11 protein-coding genes are annotated in these 14,431 nt (G+C 56.5%); 2 read left to right on the top strand and 9 right to left on the bottom strand.

Annotated elements, in window-relative coordinates; all coding sequences use genetic code 11:
• Window positions 1-61: 61 nt before the first annotated feature.
• From F1728_RS07320 to F1728_RS07290, 7 genes are all read right to left on the bottom strand, one after another.
• A complete protein-coding gene (locus F1728_RS07320) occupies window positions 62-1,450 on the bottom strand; it encodes a DUF1501 domain-containing protein (protein WP_155363565.1) in 1,389 nt (462 codons plus the stop codon).
• Between the two features lie 25 nt (window positions 1,451-1,475).
• Window positions 1,476-4,028 (bottom strand): PSD1 and planctomycete cytochrome C domain-containing protein, encoded by a 2,553-nt coding sequence (locus tag F1728_RS07315; RefSeq protein ID WP_194242724.1) that lies wholly within the window; start codon window positions 4,026-4,028, stop codon window positions 1,476-1,478.
• 35 nt (window positions 4,029-4,063) lie between these two features.
• Window positions 4,064-5,002 carry a sugar phosphate isomerase/epimerase family protein gene (locus tag F1728_RS07310; protein ID WP_155363563.1) on the bottom strand — a complete coding sequence of 313 codons (939 nt, stop codon included), beginning with the start codon at window positions 5,000-5,002 and terminating at the stop codon, window positions 4,064-4,066.
• A gap of 150 nt (window positions 5,003-5,152) precedes the next feature.
• The gene (locus F1728_RS07305; protein ID WP_155363562.1) at window positions 5,153-6,223 is read right to left on the bottom strand and encodes a sialidase family protein; all 1,071 of its coding nucleotides are present in this window, start codon (window positions 6,221-6,223) and stop codon (window positions 5,153-5,155) included.
• A gap of 31 nt (window positions 6,224-6,254) precedes the next feature.
• Window positions 6,255-6,677 carry a hypothetical protein gene (locus F1728_RS07300; RefSeq protein WP_155363561.1) on the bottom strand — a complete coding sequence of 141 codons (423 nt, stop codon included), beginning with the start codon at window positions 6,675-6,677 and terminating at the stop codon, window positions 6,255-6,257.
• Between the two features lie 86 nt (window positions 6,678-6,763).
• On the bottom strand, window positions 6,764-7,675 hold the full coding sequence (locus F1728_RS07295; RefSeq protein ID WP_145181509.1) for a DUF1559 domain-containing protein: 912 nt from the start codon (window positions 7,673-7,675) through the stop codon (window positions 6,764-6,766).
• A 201-nt stretch (window positions 7,676-7,876) separates the two neighbouring features.
• Window positions 7,877-8,617, bottom strand: coding sequence for a FadR/GntR family transcriptional regulator (locus F1728_RS07290; protein WP_155363560.1), 741 nt, complete (start codon window positions 8,615-8,617; stop codon window positions 7,877-7,879).
• Window positions 8,618-8,938: 321 nt separating this feature from the next.
• Between F1728_RS07290 and F1728_RS07285 the strand changes: the two genes are divergently transcribed.
• Window positions 8,939-9,991 (top strand): pyridoxal-phosphate dependent enzyme, encoded by a 1,053-nt coding sequence (locus F1728_RS07285; RefSeq protein ID WP_155363559.1) that lies wholly within the window; start codon window positions 8,939-8,941, stop codon window positions 9,989-9,991.
• 27 nt (window positions 9,992-10,018) lie between these two features.
• Window positions 10,019-10,930, top strand: a complete 912-nt coding sequence (locus F1728_RS07280) for a dihydrodipicolinate synthase family protein (RefSeq protein WP_155363558.1) — start codon at window positions 10,019-10,021, stop codon at window positions 10,928-10,930.
• 22 nt (window positions 10,931-10,952) lie between these two features.
• Here F1728_RS07280 and F1728_RS07275 read toward each other — a convergent pair whose 3' ends face one another.
• Both F1728_RS07275 and F1728_RS07270 read right to left on the bottom strand, forming a co-directional pair.
• Window positions 10,953-12,272, bottom strand: a complete 1,320-nt coding sequence (locus F1728_RS07275; protein WP_228030810.1) for a neutral/alkaline non-lysosomal ceramidase N-terminal domain-containing protein — start codon at window positions 12,270-12,272, stop codon at window positions 10,953-10,955.
• Between the two features lie 265 nt (window positions 12,273-12,537).
• Window positions 12,538-13,950: a response regulator gene (locus tag F1728_RS07270; protein WP_155363556.1), complete on the bottom strand. Its 1,413-nt coding sequence runs from the start codon at window positions 13,948-13,950 to the stop codon at window positions 12,538-12,540.
• Window positions 13,951-14,431: the final 481 nt, after the last annotated feature.

Below are 14,431 nucleotides of genomic sequence, written 5' to 3'. Positions count from 1 at the left end.
TCTTCGCTTAATCTTTTTGGGGAGCGGACTCAGGTAAACACACCAGAATCCTGTTCAGGGATCAAGAGTGGAGTATCTGCTTGACGACGTGTCCGTGCACGTCGGTGAGACGGAAGTCCCGTCCTGCGTGGCGGTAAGTGAGTTGTTCGTGGTCGAGTCCCATGATGTGCAGGATGGTGGCATGGAAGTCATGGATGTGGACCAGGTCTTTGACCACGTAGTTGCCGATGTCGTCGGATTCGCCGTGAATCACACCGCCACGCACATTTCCGCCGGCCAGCCAGCAGGAGAATGCGTTGGGGTGATGCGTGCGGGATTTGGTTCCTTTGCCATCCTGGGCCCAGGGGGAACGGCCGAATTCGGTGCAGAAGACGAGCAGGGTATCTTCGAACAGGCCCCGCTGTTTGAGGTCGGTGATCAGGGCGGCGATGGGCTGATCGACGCGGCGGGCGTATTTTTCATGCGAGGCCATGTCGCGGTGCGCGGCATCCCAGTTGTCCCGGCAGGCACCGACGGCGTCGATGATTTCGACAAAGCGGACGCCTCGTTCGATCAGGCGGCGGGCCATGATGCACTGGGCCGCGTAGCTGGCCTGGTCTCCCTGTTCGGCGCCGTAGAGTTTGAGTGTTGACTTGGATTCCCGGGAGAGGTCGAGTGCTTCGGGGGCCTGACGCTGGAGACCGGAGGCGGCTTTGAAGGTACACATGCGACCGATGAGTTCGGAATCGTGATCGCGGCGATCCAAGTGTCGCTGATTCAGTTTCCGTAACAACGAGAGTTCGAGCTGCTGGCGGGAATGCGACGTAGGAGATTTGAGATAGGGAATCGGATCGTTGCCAGGCATAACGCGGACGCCGGTGTTGACTGCGGGGAGGAAGTTGGCATCCCACAACTGGGGTCCATTATAGGGGCGATGTTCGGAGATGACGACGTGTGACGGGAGGTTCGGGTTGAATGATTTCAAGCCGTAACTCAGCCAGGCTCCCATGCCGGGCATGGCTGCGGTGGTGCTGCCGGTATGCAGCTGCAGGGTGGCTTCGCCGTGGTCGCGGTGATCGCAGTTCATGGAGCGGATCAACGCAACTTCGTGCATCTGTTTGCGGATCTCGGGGAAGAGGTCGCTGACTTCGGTGCCACACTCCCGGTTGGGGCGGAATTTCCAGAGCGGGGCTTTGAGATAGCGTTCGACTTTGGGCTGACCGGAGACGGCGGCTTTGTTTTCGTTGCCGATCGACTGGTCGTGCCGTTTGGTAAGTTCGGGTTTGGGGTCGAAGGTGTCGACGTGCGAGTAGCCTCCGGACATGTAGAGCATGATTACGTGTTTGGCGCGGGGCCGATGATGCGGGGCCGCGAGTTCGGCAGGCAATACGCAGGGAAGCCAGAGGCCTGCGGAGGTCCCCAGGCCGGCTTGCAGAAGCTGTCGTCGTGAGATCAATGCAGAATCGGACATACTGCGTTCCTGGTGGATTGCGGGGTCAGTCAATAAAAAAGAACTCGTTACTGGTGAGCAGAACTTTGGCCAGTCCGGTCCAGGCGGAAGGGACCTCTGTTGCTGAATCCTGTGTTTGTTCTGCTGCCAGTTGTGCCTGGTACGCTTTGAGAAACTCAAGGGCGTCTGCCTGTTCGGATTTGGTGGGGCTGCGACCGTAGACCAACTGCCAGGCGAGTTCCACCTGTTCTGCGGGGGTCGAATATGTCTGTTCGATACGCTGTGCCAGGGCGGCTGCCTGCCGGGGCACTAAGGGGGCATTCAACAGGTAGAGTGCCTGGGTGGGCAGATGCGAGCTGTGCCGACTGCCCGAGGTTTCGTTGGTTTCGGGACCGTTAAAGCGACCCAGGAAGGGATGCTTATAGAGCCGCTGCGTCATCAGGTAGACGCTGCGTTTGTTGGTCTCGTACACTTCGTGGAAGGGACCGTTGAGGCTGTAGCCTTTTTTATGCCAGGGAATGAACGGGTGCGGGCCGCCCTGTTCGCGGTCGAGTTCGCCGGAGACGAAGAGCATGGCATCGCGGATGGATTCGGCGTCGAGGCGGCGGCGGGTGTGTTTCCAGAGGTAGACGTTGTCTGGATCGCGGCGGCTGTTTTCTGGCTGGTCCCGGCTGTCGAGGCGATAGACGCGGGTCAGCATGATCTGTCGATGCAGGGCTTTGAGTGACCACTGGTGTGCGATCAGTTGACTGGCCAGGTAATCGAGCAGCTCTGGATGGGAGGGGGCTTCACCCAGGACGCCGAAATTATCGACGGTTTTGACAAGTCCCTGTCCAAAGTGATGATACCAGAGCCGGTTGACCATCACGCGGGCGGTGAGGGGGTGTTCCGGATCGGTCAGCCAGCGGGCCAGTTCGAGTCGTCCCGAGTGCTGTTTGTCGAGAGATGGTTTTGATTTCGAGATGACGCTGATGAACTGGCGGGGGACGACATCCCCCTGGTTCTCCGGATCTCCGCGGCGGTGCAGACGGCTGTGATGCGGTTTGCCGTCGATGACGGCGTAGAGCATCTCCACGGGGGGCTGCTTGACCAGGCGGGCTTTTTCCTGTTTAAGCCAGGGGAGGCCGTGCAGCATCAGTTCGCGGAACTTACCCTTATGCATAGCGAGGAGTTTCTGCCGACGGGCTTCCAGTTTGTCGAATGGTTTGCCAGCCTGTTTCGCCTGTTCGATTTTTGCGGCGACCTGTTTATATTCCTTGAGAGTCGGTTTGAGCCAGGGGCGGAAGTGATTACGGATCTGGTGCTGATAGTGGCTGAGCAGTTTCCAGTAGTCGTTGATTTTCTGTTGTGAACCGGGTGTGTTTTCTGCGGAGACCAGTTGCGTGGGAGAGGGCTGATTCGAGGCGCCCATGCTTGGGTAGAGGGTGCTTTCGAAGATGCCGTAGAGTCCGTAGTAGTCGGTGGCGAGCATCGGATCGAATTTATGATCGTGACAGCGGGCACATTTGAGCGTGACGCCCATGAGGCCGCGACCGATGGTATCGATGGTGTCGTCGATGGTGAGGTGCTGATCTTCAAAACGGGTGTTGCCGAACCGGCGGGAGAGGGCGATGAAGCCGGTGGCGATTTTGAGTTGTCGAGCCCGGGCCGGATCGGATTCCTGTTGGGAGAGAATGTCGCCGGCGAGCTGGGCGGTGAGAAACTGATCGTAGGGGAGATCGGCATTGAGAGCGTCGATGACCCAGTTGCGGTAGAGGTAGGCACCGGGGATCGGAAAATCGCCGACGTCTCCCTGGGTGTCTGCGTAACGGGCGACATCCAGCCAGTGGCGGCCCCAGCGTTCCCCGTAAGCGGGAGAGGCGAGCAGTCGATCGACGACGGTAGCGAACGCGGTTTCGTCTGCAGCGGGATCGTTGAGGAAGTCTGTGATTTCCTGTGGCGTCGGGGGCAGGCCCGTGAGGTCGAAGGTGGCCCGGCGGATCATTGTTCTGCGGTCGGCCAGGGGCACGGGCGTCAGTTGTTCTGTTTGCAGGCGGGCATAGATGAAACGATCGATGGCGGTGTTGGACCAGTGGGGATCGTCAATTTCCGGTGGTGTGACTTCTTTGCGGGGCAGGAAGCACCAGTGGCTGGTGGTCAGTTTTTCGGCTGACTTTGTGTCTGTGGTGGTGGGGCGTGCTTTCGTTTTTTCTTCAGGCCAGGGAGCGCCCCATTCAATCCAGCGTTTGAAGTGCCCCAGTGTTTCGGCATTGAGCTTATCTTCCTCATCCGGGGGCATTTTCAGTTCTTTGTGGGTGCGCTGTATGGATTGAAAGAGCAGACTGGCCTGTGGTTTGCCGGGGACGATGGCAGGGCCGAAGTCGCCCCCTTTGAGCAGATCGGCGCGGGACTGCAGGGCGAGCGGGCTTTCCGCATCTGCATCACCAGTGTGGCAGTCGGCACATTTATCGATCAGGACCGGGCGGATATGCAGTTCGAAGAATTCAAGCTGCTGGTCGCGGGAGGGGGCCGGTTCCGCTGCGGAGAGCGAGCTGCAAAGCAGGAGTAAGACTGCTATGGTCACGATACTGGCAGTTTGAATTTGATTCTGTTTCGTCATCGTCGAACCCTTCATGGGACGGATTCAATATCTGATCAGCTGCGCTGAATGCCGGCTTTCTGGAAGGCAGGGGCGATATTCTGATAGCAGGTCTTCGCAGCCGCGACGGGATCGTAGCCGGGCTGTTTGAAGACCATGCCGCTGACTTCGCAGCAGATATCTCCGCGGTAACCCCCCGCGACGGCGAGTTTGAGCAGGCGGACGTAATCGATGTCGCCGCTTTCGCCGGGGAGCACAAAGCGAGCTTTGTTGTCTTTGAGAACGGTGTCTTTAATCTGGATGAAGCTGGTGTAGGGGAGCATGGTTTTCAGCGAATCTTCCAGGGAGATGTCGCGGTGCGTGAAATGGCTAAAATCGTAGTTGAGGCGAATCCAGGGGCTATTGATCTGTTCGACGAGCCAGACGCCCTGTTCGGGTCGATCGACGACGCCACCCCGATGCGGCTTGACGGCGATGACCGTTTGTGTGCTTTCCGCGACCTGGGCCCAGCCTTTGAGGTTGTCGCGCATTTCCTCTTTGCGGTCTTCCCACTTGCCGCTGCCCGCGGTGGTTTCGATGAGCGGGGGATGATCAGGTTTGAGATCGTGGCCGAGCTGGGCGGCCCGTTTGAGACGTTCGAGGACCGGTTGCTGACTGGCAGGTGAGCCGGTGAGGTCACAGTGTTCCATCAAGGATGCGAGCTTGAGGCCGGTGTCGTCGAGCTTACTGGCGATTGCTTTTCTGCGCTGCGGATTGAGTTTGAGCGGTGTGGCGTCCCAAGCGTCCATCAGGCAGAGTTCGGTGGAGTCGTAGCCGATATCTGCGACGGTCTGCAGGGCCTGTTCGGTCTGCATATGCGGCATGCCGTAGAGGCTGAAGCCGAGGGTGAGCGTCGGCGGTGCGGTTTTTCCGGCGAAGACGGTTTGCAGGCCCGGTACTGCCAGACAGGCGGCACTGGCGGAGGAGAGAAACTGACGACGGGACATAGACTGCATGCAAGCTGCTCCTGAGGCGGGGAGTGAGTTCTGACTGAGATCCGTAGTGGGTTTACATATAGGCGGATCTTTATCATAGCAGCAAACAGCTGGCTAAACCATCACTATTCCGCTTTCACACCGGACATTTTCAGGAAGCCGGAGTCATCTTCAGGGGCTAAGAAAATCGGCCTCTTTAAACTTGAGACGGACGGGCCCCTGCATGGTGGTAACCCAGAGTTCGCCGGGATGGGCTTCGAAGACGTAGGGGTAGGAGACGCGGTTTTCGCGTTTCTGTCCCGGAGGAGTCAGATCACGGGCGATGACCGTGGGCTTGCTCCAGGATTGACATTCATCGTCGGAGAAAGCGAGAGACAGTTCTTCGCGGCGACCTGTGCGTTTCTGGGGATCGCGAAAGCGGTTCCAGAGCATGACAATGCGGCCGCTGTCGAGTCGCTGCAGAATCGCGGGGGAGGAACTTGCAGGAATTTTCGAGGGACGAATGGTCCGCCAGGAAGCTCCTTCATCTTCGGAGAAAGCTTCCCAGAAGCGGCCGAATTTTGTGCGGATCAGCTGGTAGATGCGTCCATCTTTGAGTTCGACGATGGTCCCCTCCATGGCGCCGTCGTGATCGCCGGAACCGCCGAGGTCGATCATGTTGCTGTGCTTCCAGGTCTCGCCTTCATCGTCTGAATAATAGGTGTGCGAGACGTGTCTGCCGGGATTGGCGATGGACTGGGAGACGACGACGATGATGCGGCCCGATTTGGTCTGGATCATGCTGCGTACGGCACCGCACCAGCCGTGGTCCTGAAGGATCTGAGGTGTGAGCCAGGTTTTTCCATTATCGGTGCTGCGGATGACATAGACGGGGAGGTAGCAGTCGGGCTGTGGGCCTCCCAGTTTGTCGTTCCAGTTGAATTTGCGTTCGGCCAGATTCATGCAGACAAGGATGATCGTCCCTTTGCGGGTCTGGATCAGTGCGCGTTCGTTGCTGGTGTGGAACTTTTCCGGTTCGGCATAGAGGGGCGTGGCCTGCCAGGTCTTTCCTTCATCCGCGCTGATCAGCGACTGTTTGGCATCGGGGGCGAGGATGTTGCCATCCGTCAATCTGATAAAAGGCCCGAGATGCTTATGGGGCAGTCTGCTGGTCTGGGGGTGATTCCATTCCTCAGCTTTCGCTGATGAAAGGGAGAGCAGGAGCGCGGTGAGGAGCAGGATGAAGTTGGGTCTAAGTTGCATGTCTGATACCTGACTTATGCGAGAGCCTGTTTCAGTTTTTCAGATCGAAGTCGAGAACCAGTGGGTCTCCGCCCGCTTCAATGTCGGCTTCGAGTTCCGAATTTTTGTGGTACTTGTCGGGAACCGGGATGGCGGGTTTCGTGGCGGCGTCAATTTCTCCCAGTGACATACCGGCGGTATCGGCGGGGAGTATGGGCGTGCCTTTGATTTCGACACGCTGTTTTCCCAGGGGGACGCCCCCTTTGTTGGTAACTTCATACTTGCCGTCCCGAATTTTTCCGGCAGCGATAGGTCCTTCGGGCAGCGGACGAAAGCGGATCACGCCCCCTTCAAGGGGAGCGCCATCCAGGGTGACGGTACCAGTGACAACGCGGCGGTCGGGGGCATCACTGATCCCCCCGCAGCCGACCAGCAGTAAGAGAGCCGGTAAGAGCAATAACCCTTTTGCGGGCATGGTAAACTCCTTGAAACAGTGCAGGTTGACGCGGAGGCCTGCACGAATATTATGAATGCAGTCATCGAATGAATCAGCGTCGAGAATTAATATTCGCCAACAACTTCACCACCGGCCCGGGTTGTGAGTGCAGTGAGCGTTCCCTGGTCAATGTTTTCGGAGAGGAAATGCACCGAACCATCGCCGAAGACAAAGTGACAGCCGCCTACGTGATAGCTGGAGAAGCCCTGCGGCCGGAAAGCGAACGTACCGCCTCCGGGAACGGTGTCAATGCTGTTAATACCATTGCTGGTATCGAAGACATCGTAGCCGGTGTAGGAGTTTCCATTGAGGCCACTCGAAGCGAGCGAGCCTGTGATTTCACCCACCATGAGAGTGTTGCTGGAGCCATCGATGATGTCGCGCATTCTGACTTTCGAGATGGCATAGAGGACCCCGTTACCGACCGAAGTGGGTCGCACGCCAGAGCCGCTGTTACATTTCCAGCTGACGGAGTCGGCAACGCCGCCCATGTCGGTCCGGGGCATGCCGTTTGGGAGTGCGCCTGCGAAAGCACCGTTTTTATTGACGATGGTGTCAGGCTGTGGATTGCTGGGACAGAGGAACGGCACTACCGGGTTGAGGCAGGTGGTGTTGGAGAAATTCGCGGGGACAAAAGGAGTCGGCCCGGAGAAGTTCAGATTGTTATAAATATTGGCCTGATCGAGGTAAGGCAGGATACGGGTGCCCCAGGAAAACATGTGCGCGCCTGAGTAGCCACTGCAGCCTCCACTGATGCCGGCACCGATGGGAAAGACAGTGTAGGTGTCGTGATAGTTCTGCAGAGCGAGTCCAACCTGTTTGAAGTTGTTTTTGCAGGACGATCTGCGGGCTGCTTCACGAGCCTGCTGAACCGCGGGCAGGAGTAAAGCGATCAGGATGGCGATAATGGCAATCACGACCAGAAGTTCAATCAGCGTAAATCCACGAGCTCTCACCTTGGAATGGAAACGGAACATGGAAGCATCTCCCAACATAAACGCAAAAAAATAAATGCTATGATCACCCTGGCACACAGGTGCATAGATAACAGATTCAGGGATATAGATAAAAAACTGCTGCAGTCTCAGGGCTGACCGGAACGCACCGGATCAGAACTGGTTCTGTTGCCAAATCAATTGTTCAAGATTCAGGTAATTTATGTTATTTGCCTGAGGCGTTTAATTTGTCGTGGATTCTTTACTGGGCGCCTTTAATTGCGGCTTCAAGTGTTCTGTCAAGTATTTCGTAGCCAGGTCGACATCGCGGTCGGCGATGGCATTGGCAATCTGTTCGTGTTCATGCAACCCACTTTCCCGGGGCGGACATCCATAGACATCGCCTGCGTGGAAGTAGTCGAGCAGTACGCCATGGAACTGTTGCACAAAGTTTCCATGTGAGGCACCCAGAATTGTCTCGTGGAACAGGCAGTCCAGTTCCTTGTAGGCTTTGCTGGTTCCCTGGGGATCTTCGTCCAGGTTCCGCATGACCCGTTTCATTTCTGCTACGATGGTCTGCAAGCGGATGATTTCCTCGGTGGAGATCGATTCGACAGCCAGGGCGATGGAGCCGATTTCAATCACGGCCCGCAACTGTTGCAGTTCGCGCCAGCCGTCTGCACTGGCGACCTGGGGGACCAGGGCATTACGGAGTACGGTGGAGAAGTTATCTGCTTCGCCGACACAGAGCCCGAGCCCCTGTCTGCCGACGACTACTCCCAGACCGCGGAGTGAGCCGACCGCTTCCCGGACGACGGTTCGTGATACGCCGAATTCACTGGCCAGATCGGCTTCGGTTCCCAGACGGGTTCCGGGAGCGAGACGATCATTGCGAATCCTGGCGCACAGCTGCTCTGCAAGCTCTGCACTTAATGTTCGGGAGTCGGAACCGATGACCGGAGAATCACTCTGCAGTGTGTTCATGCAACGAATATCCTGTGAGCGCGACAATGAATGTCAGAAATGATGGCGTTTCAACGCGTGACTCAAGCGGCCGTACGCGAAGAACATCACAGATTTCCGTATGTCTGTTATGGCATCTGCCATAGACTAATGTAATATAAATATTTAGATTGTATGACAATCTGATTTATTATCATATAACCCGATATTTACTCGTCAAGACAATTCTGATCTTTTGCTCAAGAATGCTCATGTTTACGAAGTACCTCTGGTAAGGTACGCCTTTGTTACAGGGACTGTTATTTCAAGTGGAATCGAGACTGACTTACCAGGGATATCGAAATGGAAGTTGAGCCGTTTACGTTGGGCGAGGGAGAGACCCCGCTGGTGCGATCGCGGCGGATCGGACCTGCTATGGGGCTGGCGCATTTATATTTCAAACTGGAGACGGTGAATCCGACCGGTTCATATAAAGATCGTTTTGCGGCAGCCGCGATCAACGAGATGCTGTCGCAGGGGAAGCGACGGGTGGTGACCTGTTCGAGCGGAAATGCAGGTTCGGCCCTGGCAGCTTACAGTGCCGCTGCGGGACTGGAATGTGAGGTCGCGGTCTTCATCGGCGCTCCCGAAAATAAACTGAAACAGATGCTGGCCTACGGTGCTCGTGTCTGGAGGATTGAAGGCTTTGGTGCTGATCCGGAAATCAGCCGCGCCACGTTCAAATGTCTCAAACAGATTGGGGCTGCCGCTGATGCGGCGCTGCAGGTGAGCAGTTATCAGTTCAACCCGGTGGGCATGGCGGGAGTCGAAGTGATTGGACACGAGCTGGTCACGCAGGCGGCTGCTTTCAACCGATCGATTGATCATGTTGTCTGCTGTGCAGGCGGCGGAGGTCTGCTGCTGGCGGTCTACCGTGGTTTAAAGACGGCGCTGGAGGGGAAGGAACAAGTCAATTTCCCGGCCATCCACTGCGTTCAGCCGGCGGGGAACAATACGATTGCCGGCCCGTTGCGAGAGGGAAGCAGTCTGGCCCGGTCCTGTGAAAGTACGACCGCGGTGGGAGGTCTGCAGGTGGCGAACGTGCTGGATGGTCACGAGGTGATTCGCATCTGTCGAGAGACCGGAGGCAACGGTTATCTGGTTGCCGATGATTACATATTTGAAGTACAGGCCCGCCTGGCGCGCGAGGAGGGCATTTTCTGTGAACCGGCGGCAGCCGTTTCGCTGGCAGGTGTATTACGTGCAGTGGCGCAGGGAGAAATCGCTGCGGATGAAACGGTGGTCTGTCTGATTACCGGTACCGGTTTCAAGGACCAGTGTGCCATCGATCGGATGCTGTCTGATACGACATGTCCCGTGATCAGCCTGTCGGAATTCCAAAAACAAAGTTTGTAAATTCTTAATAAGGGAAGCAGTTACAATATGACCAGTTCGATCAAAATGATTACCGCCCTGGGGACTCCGTTGACTCCGGAAGAAGACCTGCACGTCGAAGGGCTGGAAGCCCATCTGCAGGATCAGCTGGACCACGGTATTAACGGTTTCCTGGTTGCGGGCACGATGGGGCTGATGCAGCTCTTGAAGGAGCGCACCTATCGCGATCTGGTTGCCCGGAGTGTGGCGTGTAACGCCGGACGGGCGGAACTGCTGGTAGGCGTCGGCGATACGAGCTATGTGCGGACGCTGGAGCGGATTCGGATGGTGGAAGAGTATGACATCGACGGCGTGGTGGCATTAGCTCCCTTTTTCATCAAGTACAGTCAATCCGACCTGATCGATTATTACCAGTCACTGGCAGATGCGAGTTCCCGCCCCCTGTTTCTGTATGACTTGCCTCAGACGACGGGGACCAAACTGGAAGTGGCGACCGTGCTGCAGCTGGCACAGCATCCGAACATTCACGGGATTAAGTGTTCCGATCACTTTGTGACGATCCGGCCGGTGCTGGATGCGATTGGCGATGAATTTCGCGTGATCGTCGCCCAGCCGACACTGATGGATGTGCTGCTGCGTACCGGCGTTCGCGAGCATCTGGATGGGATCTATGGCGTTGTGCCAGAGTGGATCGCGGCGATGGTGACCGCGACAGAAGCGGAAGACTGGGAGACACTGGCGGGAGTTCAGCAGGATCTTTCTGCCTTACTCACACTGCTGCAGACGTTTTCTGCGCCGCTGTTTTCCTCGGTGACCGCATTACTGAACCGGCGGGGGATTCCCGGTAATTTTGCGCCGCGGCCCATGCGTCCCATCACGGAGGCCGAAGAGGCAGCACTGTTTGAACTGCCCCTGGTGAAAAAGATGTTTGCTGGTAAAGCGGTCACCGCAGCGGAGTGAAAGCACGTCTGAGGAGAACAGGTCACTCGACCTGTTTGACGAGCTTGTGCACGGTTTCTGAAATGAGATCTTCCGTCTGTTCGGACCAGCGATAGGCGGGGCGGCCGTATTCATAGAGGTTCCAGCCCCCTTCGTAACCTCCTTCGAGCCAGACCCGTTTGGAAGGAATGTAGGAGATCATGTCGTCGGCGTAGCCGCAGACCCAGGTCCCCGGTCCGAATTCCCGCTTGAAGAGGAGTGAGTAATCGACGACAGTTTCGGCTCCCATGCCGATCATGAGAGTTTCCTTACCCAGCCGCCAGGCGTGAATTGGATAGGGATAGGCGGTGGGGAAGGTCTCTCCCTGATCCAGTTTTTTCAGGAGCCGTTTGGCCCACCTTTGTTTGATGGCACTTCCGCTTTTGGCATCCGCTTCGAGGTCAGCGCGGGTGACGACTTTGAGATAAGGAAGATCAACATAGGTAAATGCGGTTTTTAAACCGGGCGAAACGTTCTGCAACGGCTGCTTTAAGGCTTCTTCGACGGCGACAGCCAGCATGTGTCCGTATTTTTCACAGAGCTCGACTTTCCGGCGGGGGAGCGGGTTCTGATCACCGCCGCAGGTGTTGACGAACATGGCCAGCGTGCCGGGATGATTTTTTTCGATCTCCAGTTGTGCGAAGCCGGGATAGTCACCACAGATTTTTGTGAAGCTGAGCGTCGTGGGATGACAGGCATAGCCGAACAGGACAGCCGCCAGCTGGCCATCGGGGCGGGTGACGGTCAGGATGGGGACGTCGTGATCGACGGGGCCCACGAGTGCCTTGCCCGCTTTGAGCAGATTGGGAATGTCGGCTTCACGGTTGTTGCGGCGATTGACGGCGAACGTGGTGTGTCCGTTGCCTTGCTTGAGTGTTGCGGGGGCAAGATTATCAAGTGCTTCACCAATCATGGCGACGGTTTTTTCGACCATACGGTCCGTGTACTCGGCGACGGTTTTGTCCTGCTCCGGCGTGGTGGGATAGTAATCGTAAAGGTCGTCTCCCAGCCGGGGTCCACAGTGATTATGCGAGAAGGTAAACATGATCTGGCGGCGTTCCAGGTCAAACTTCGTTTTAATTATTTTGAAGACGCGATCGCTCATGCTTTTGGGGACGCCCTGGAAATCGCTGGTGATCAGGACAGCGCGTTCGCCACCTGGTGATTCGAGTGCGAGGGCTTTCATCCAGATGTCATGCAGCTTGCCATCGGGGGCACGTTTGGATCCGTAGCCTGCCAGCCAGACATCGGTTTCGGGAGTGATTTTGGCCTTGGCTAAACCGGCGTGCCACTGTTCTGCAGCCGTGAGACTTGTTGTGCCCAGGAACAGAACACTAAGATTAACAGAAACGAACGTCGGGGGAGGCGGAGTGTGCGGGAGAGCAAGGTGAGGCCGGGCATGTTGCTGCTTTCTGTGTGCGGGAAACAGGAGCTCTGAAAGAATCGGTTAAATTCTAATGTATGTTTATAAAATGGAAATCGCAAGGGGATTCATAGGATGAGAGCGAATGAAGTCACCAGAAGTATCTGTAAAGAAAGCCATGCTGGGGCTGGGAGGACGCGCCCGTTGAGAGGCGTGTGAGAGAACGTCAGCGCGTGACGGAGGTCGACTTGCGGGCGAGTCGCGCGGCGATCTGAGGAATCAGAACGTTGCGGTCGATGGGCTTGGTCAGGCAGTCATCAAAGCCGACACTCAGGCAGCGTTCGAGTTCGCCCGTGAGAGCATGCGCAGTGAGTGCAACGATGGGACCTGTGTAACCTGCGGCGCGGAGGGCAATGGTTGCCTGATAGCCGTCGAGGACGGGCATCTGCAAATCCATCAGGATCAGGTCGAAAGGGGATTCCGACTGCAGGGCCATGTCGACGCCTAGTTGACCATTCGCGGCAATCGTGATTTCGGCACCAGCGCGGTTGAGCAGGAAGCGGATCAACCGCTGGTTGTCGAGATTGTCCTCCACCACCAGGATGCGCCCCTGCAGGCGACTGTTGGCAGAGAATGATCGGGGATCGGGTAGATCGAGTTCTCCTGCCTCTTGTGATGACAGCATGCGGACCTGATCCAATGGGCCAGTAGCGATCATAAAAGTGAATTCGCTGTTCTCTGAGGCGTCCTGTTCGAGGCGGATTTCGCCCTGCAGGAGTTCTGCGATGCGGCTGATGATCGTAAAGCCTGAGCCGGCTTTTCCTCGCTTGCCTGTCGTCGTTGCGGCTGCCTGGCGAAAAGGCTGAAAGACGTGCTGACGCTGATCGGTGGGAATGCCCATGCCGGTATCACTGACACCAAAGCAGAACACCTGATGTGACGGATCGCAGCTGAGTGTGAGTCGGATGTGTCCCTCGGTGGTCAGTTTGAGTGCATTGGTCAACAGATTGACCAGCGCCTGTTTCAGCAGCGTGGGGTCGGTTTGTATTGTTTCCGGAACAGAGCCTTCGATCTCCAGGTGAATCGTATTGTTCAACGCGCGGGCCTGTTCGGATAACTGGTCGACGACTTCGCGTCCGAGCTGCAGGGGATCGACCTGCAACTGTTCGATTTCGAGAAGTCCCGATTCCAGCCGGGAGAGTTCCAGGATTTCGTTGATGACATCCAGCAGGTAGTTGCTGTTACGCCGGATGGTTTTGACGGCTCGATTCTGATCTTCATCCGAAAGGGCTTCGTTCTGCAACAGCTCCGTGAAACCCAGGATGGCGGTCATCGGCGTGCGGATTTCATGACTCATGTAAGCCAGGAATTCGCAGCGGGCGCGTGTTGCTGCTGCAGCGACAGCCTGTGCCTGCTTCAATTCTTCTCGCGTCGCCTGCAGTTCCCGACGCAACCGGGTTGTCTCTGTTTCCTCTGTAGCGGATGTGTCCTGGTGGGGCTCTTGAGGGACGACTGGCAGACTGGAGGGCACGCGGTTGTTTTGAGGAGAGAACGCTTCGCGGAATGTCTCCCGCACCGACTCTTCGAGTCTGTTGAGAATCTGCGAAATTTGTGTGTGTGATAAATCGGGTCTGGGCATTCCCGCGTTACTCCACTGGTTGGGCGAGCGGGCCAGTACCGCTGCCGCATCAAGTCTTCTGAAGTATGAGAACCTGATGCATGTCTTCTTAAAACGGCTTTCTATCTCAGGATTTCTTCGTTATCGGTCACCGTTCGTCAGGCGCGAACCTGATTTTGTGGAGTCTGAGAGACACACGGGGATTTAAGGGAAACACCTGTTGCTTCAGTGAGTGGTTTCCAGCAACCTGATCGCCGTGGCTGCCCTGACCGATTCTGGCTGGTTTTGATAGAAGGTGACTGAAGGTGGTGTCCGAATGAGCCGTTTTGGGCATCTTTGGAATGCAGATTCAGAGGATGTTTTCTGACATTGATTTTGATGAATTGAATCGAAATGCACGTAATAAGTCTGCTGGAAATATTTAGTTTGAGCAGGAGGGATTTTTAATTCAAACCAATGCTGATTTGTAAAGGAAGTTGTTAATCGTCTGTAAGTGGTGAAT

Source organism: Gimesia benthica (assembly GCF_009720525.1).
Lineage (GTDB): Bacteria > Planctomycetota > Planctomycetia > Planctomycetales > Planctomycetaceae > Gimesia > Gimesia benthica.
This window is presented reverse-complemented; position numbering and strand designations above follow the sequence as displayed.

What these genes read in the sequence shown, in the direction of transcription:
- F1728_RS07320 (WP_155363565.1), bottom strand. Translation starts at nt 1,450, where the DNA reads ATGTCCGATTCTGCATTGATCTCACGACGACAGCTTCTGCAAGCCGGC.
- F1728_RS07315 (WP_194242724.1), bottom strand. Translation starts at nt 4,028, where the DNA reads ATGACGAAACAGAATCAAATTCAAACTGCCAGTATCGTGACCATAGCA.
- F1728_RS07310 (WP_155363563.1), bottom strand. Translation starts at nt 5,002, where the DNA reads ATGCAGTCTATGTCCCGTCGTCAGTTTCTCTCCTCCGCCAGTGCCGCC.
- F1728_RS07305 (WP_155363562.1), bottom strand. Translation starts at nt 6,223, where the DNA reads ATGCAACTTAGACCCAACTTCATCCTGCTCCTCACCGCGCTCCTGCTC.
- F1728_RS07300 (WP_155363561.1), bottom strand. Translation starts at nt 6,677, where the DNA reads ATGCCCGCAAAAGGGTTATTGCTCTTACCGGCTCTCTTACTGCTGGTC.
- F1728_RS07295 (WP_145181509.1), bottom strand. Translation starts at nt 7,675, where the DNA reads ATGTTCCGTTTCCATTCCAAGGTGAGAGCTCGTGGATTTACGCTGATT.
- F1728_RS07290 (WP_155363560.1), bottom strand. Translation starts at nt 8,617, where the DNA reads ATGAACACACTGCAGAGTGATTCTCCGGTCATCGGTTCCGACTCCCGA.
- F1728_RS07285 (WP_155363559.1), top strand. Translation starts at nt 8,939, where the DNA reads ATGGAAGTTGAGCCGTTTACGTTGGGCGAGGGAGAGACCCCGCTGGTG.
- F1728_RS07280 (WP_155363558.1), top strand. Translation starts at nt 10,019, where the DNA reads ATGACCAGTTCGATCAAAATGATTACCGCCCTGGGGACTCCGTTGACT.
- F1728_RS07270 (WP_155363556.1), bottom strand. Translation starts at nt 13,950, where the DNA reads ATGCCCAGACCCGATTTATCACACACACAAATTTCGCAGATTCTCAAC.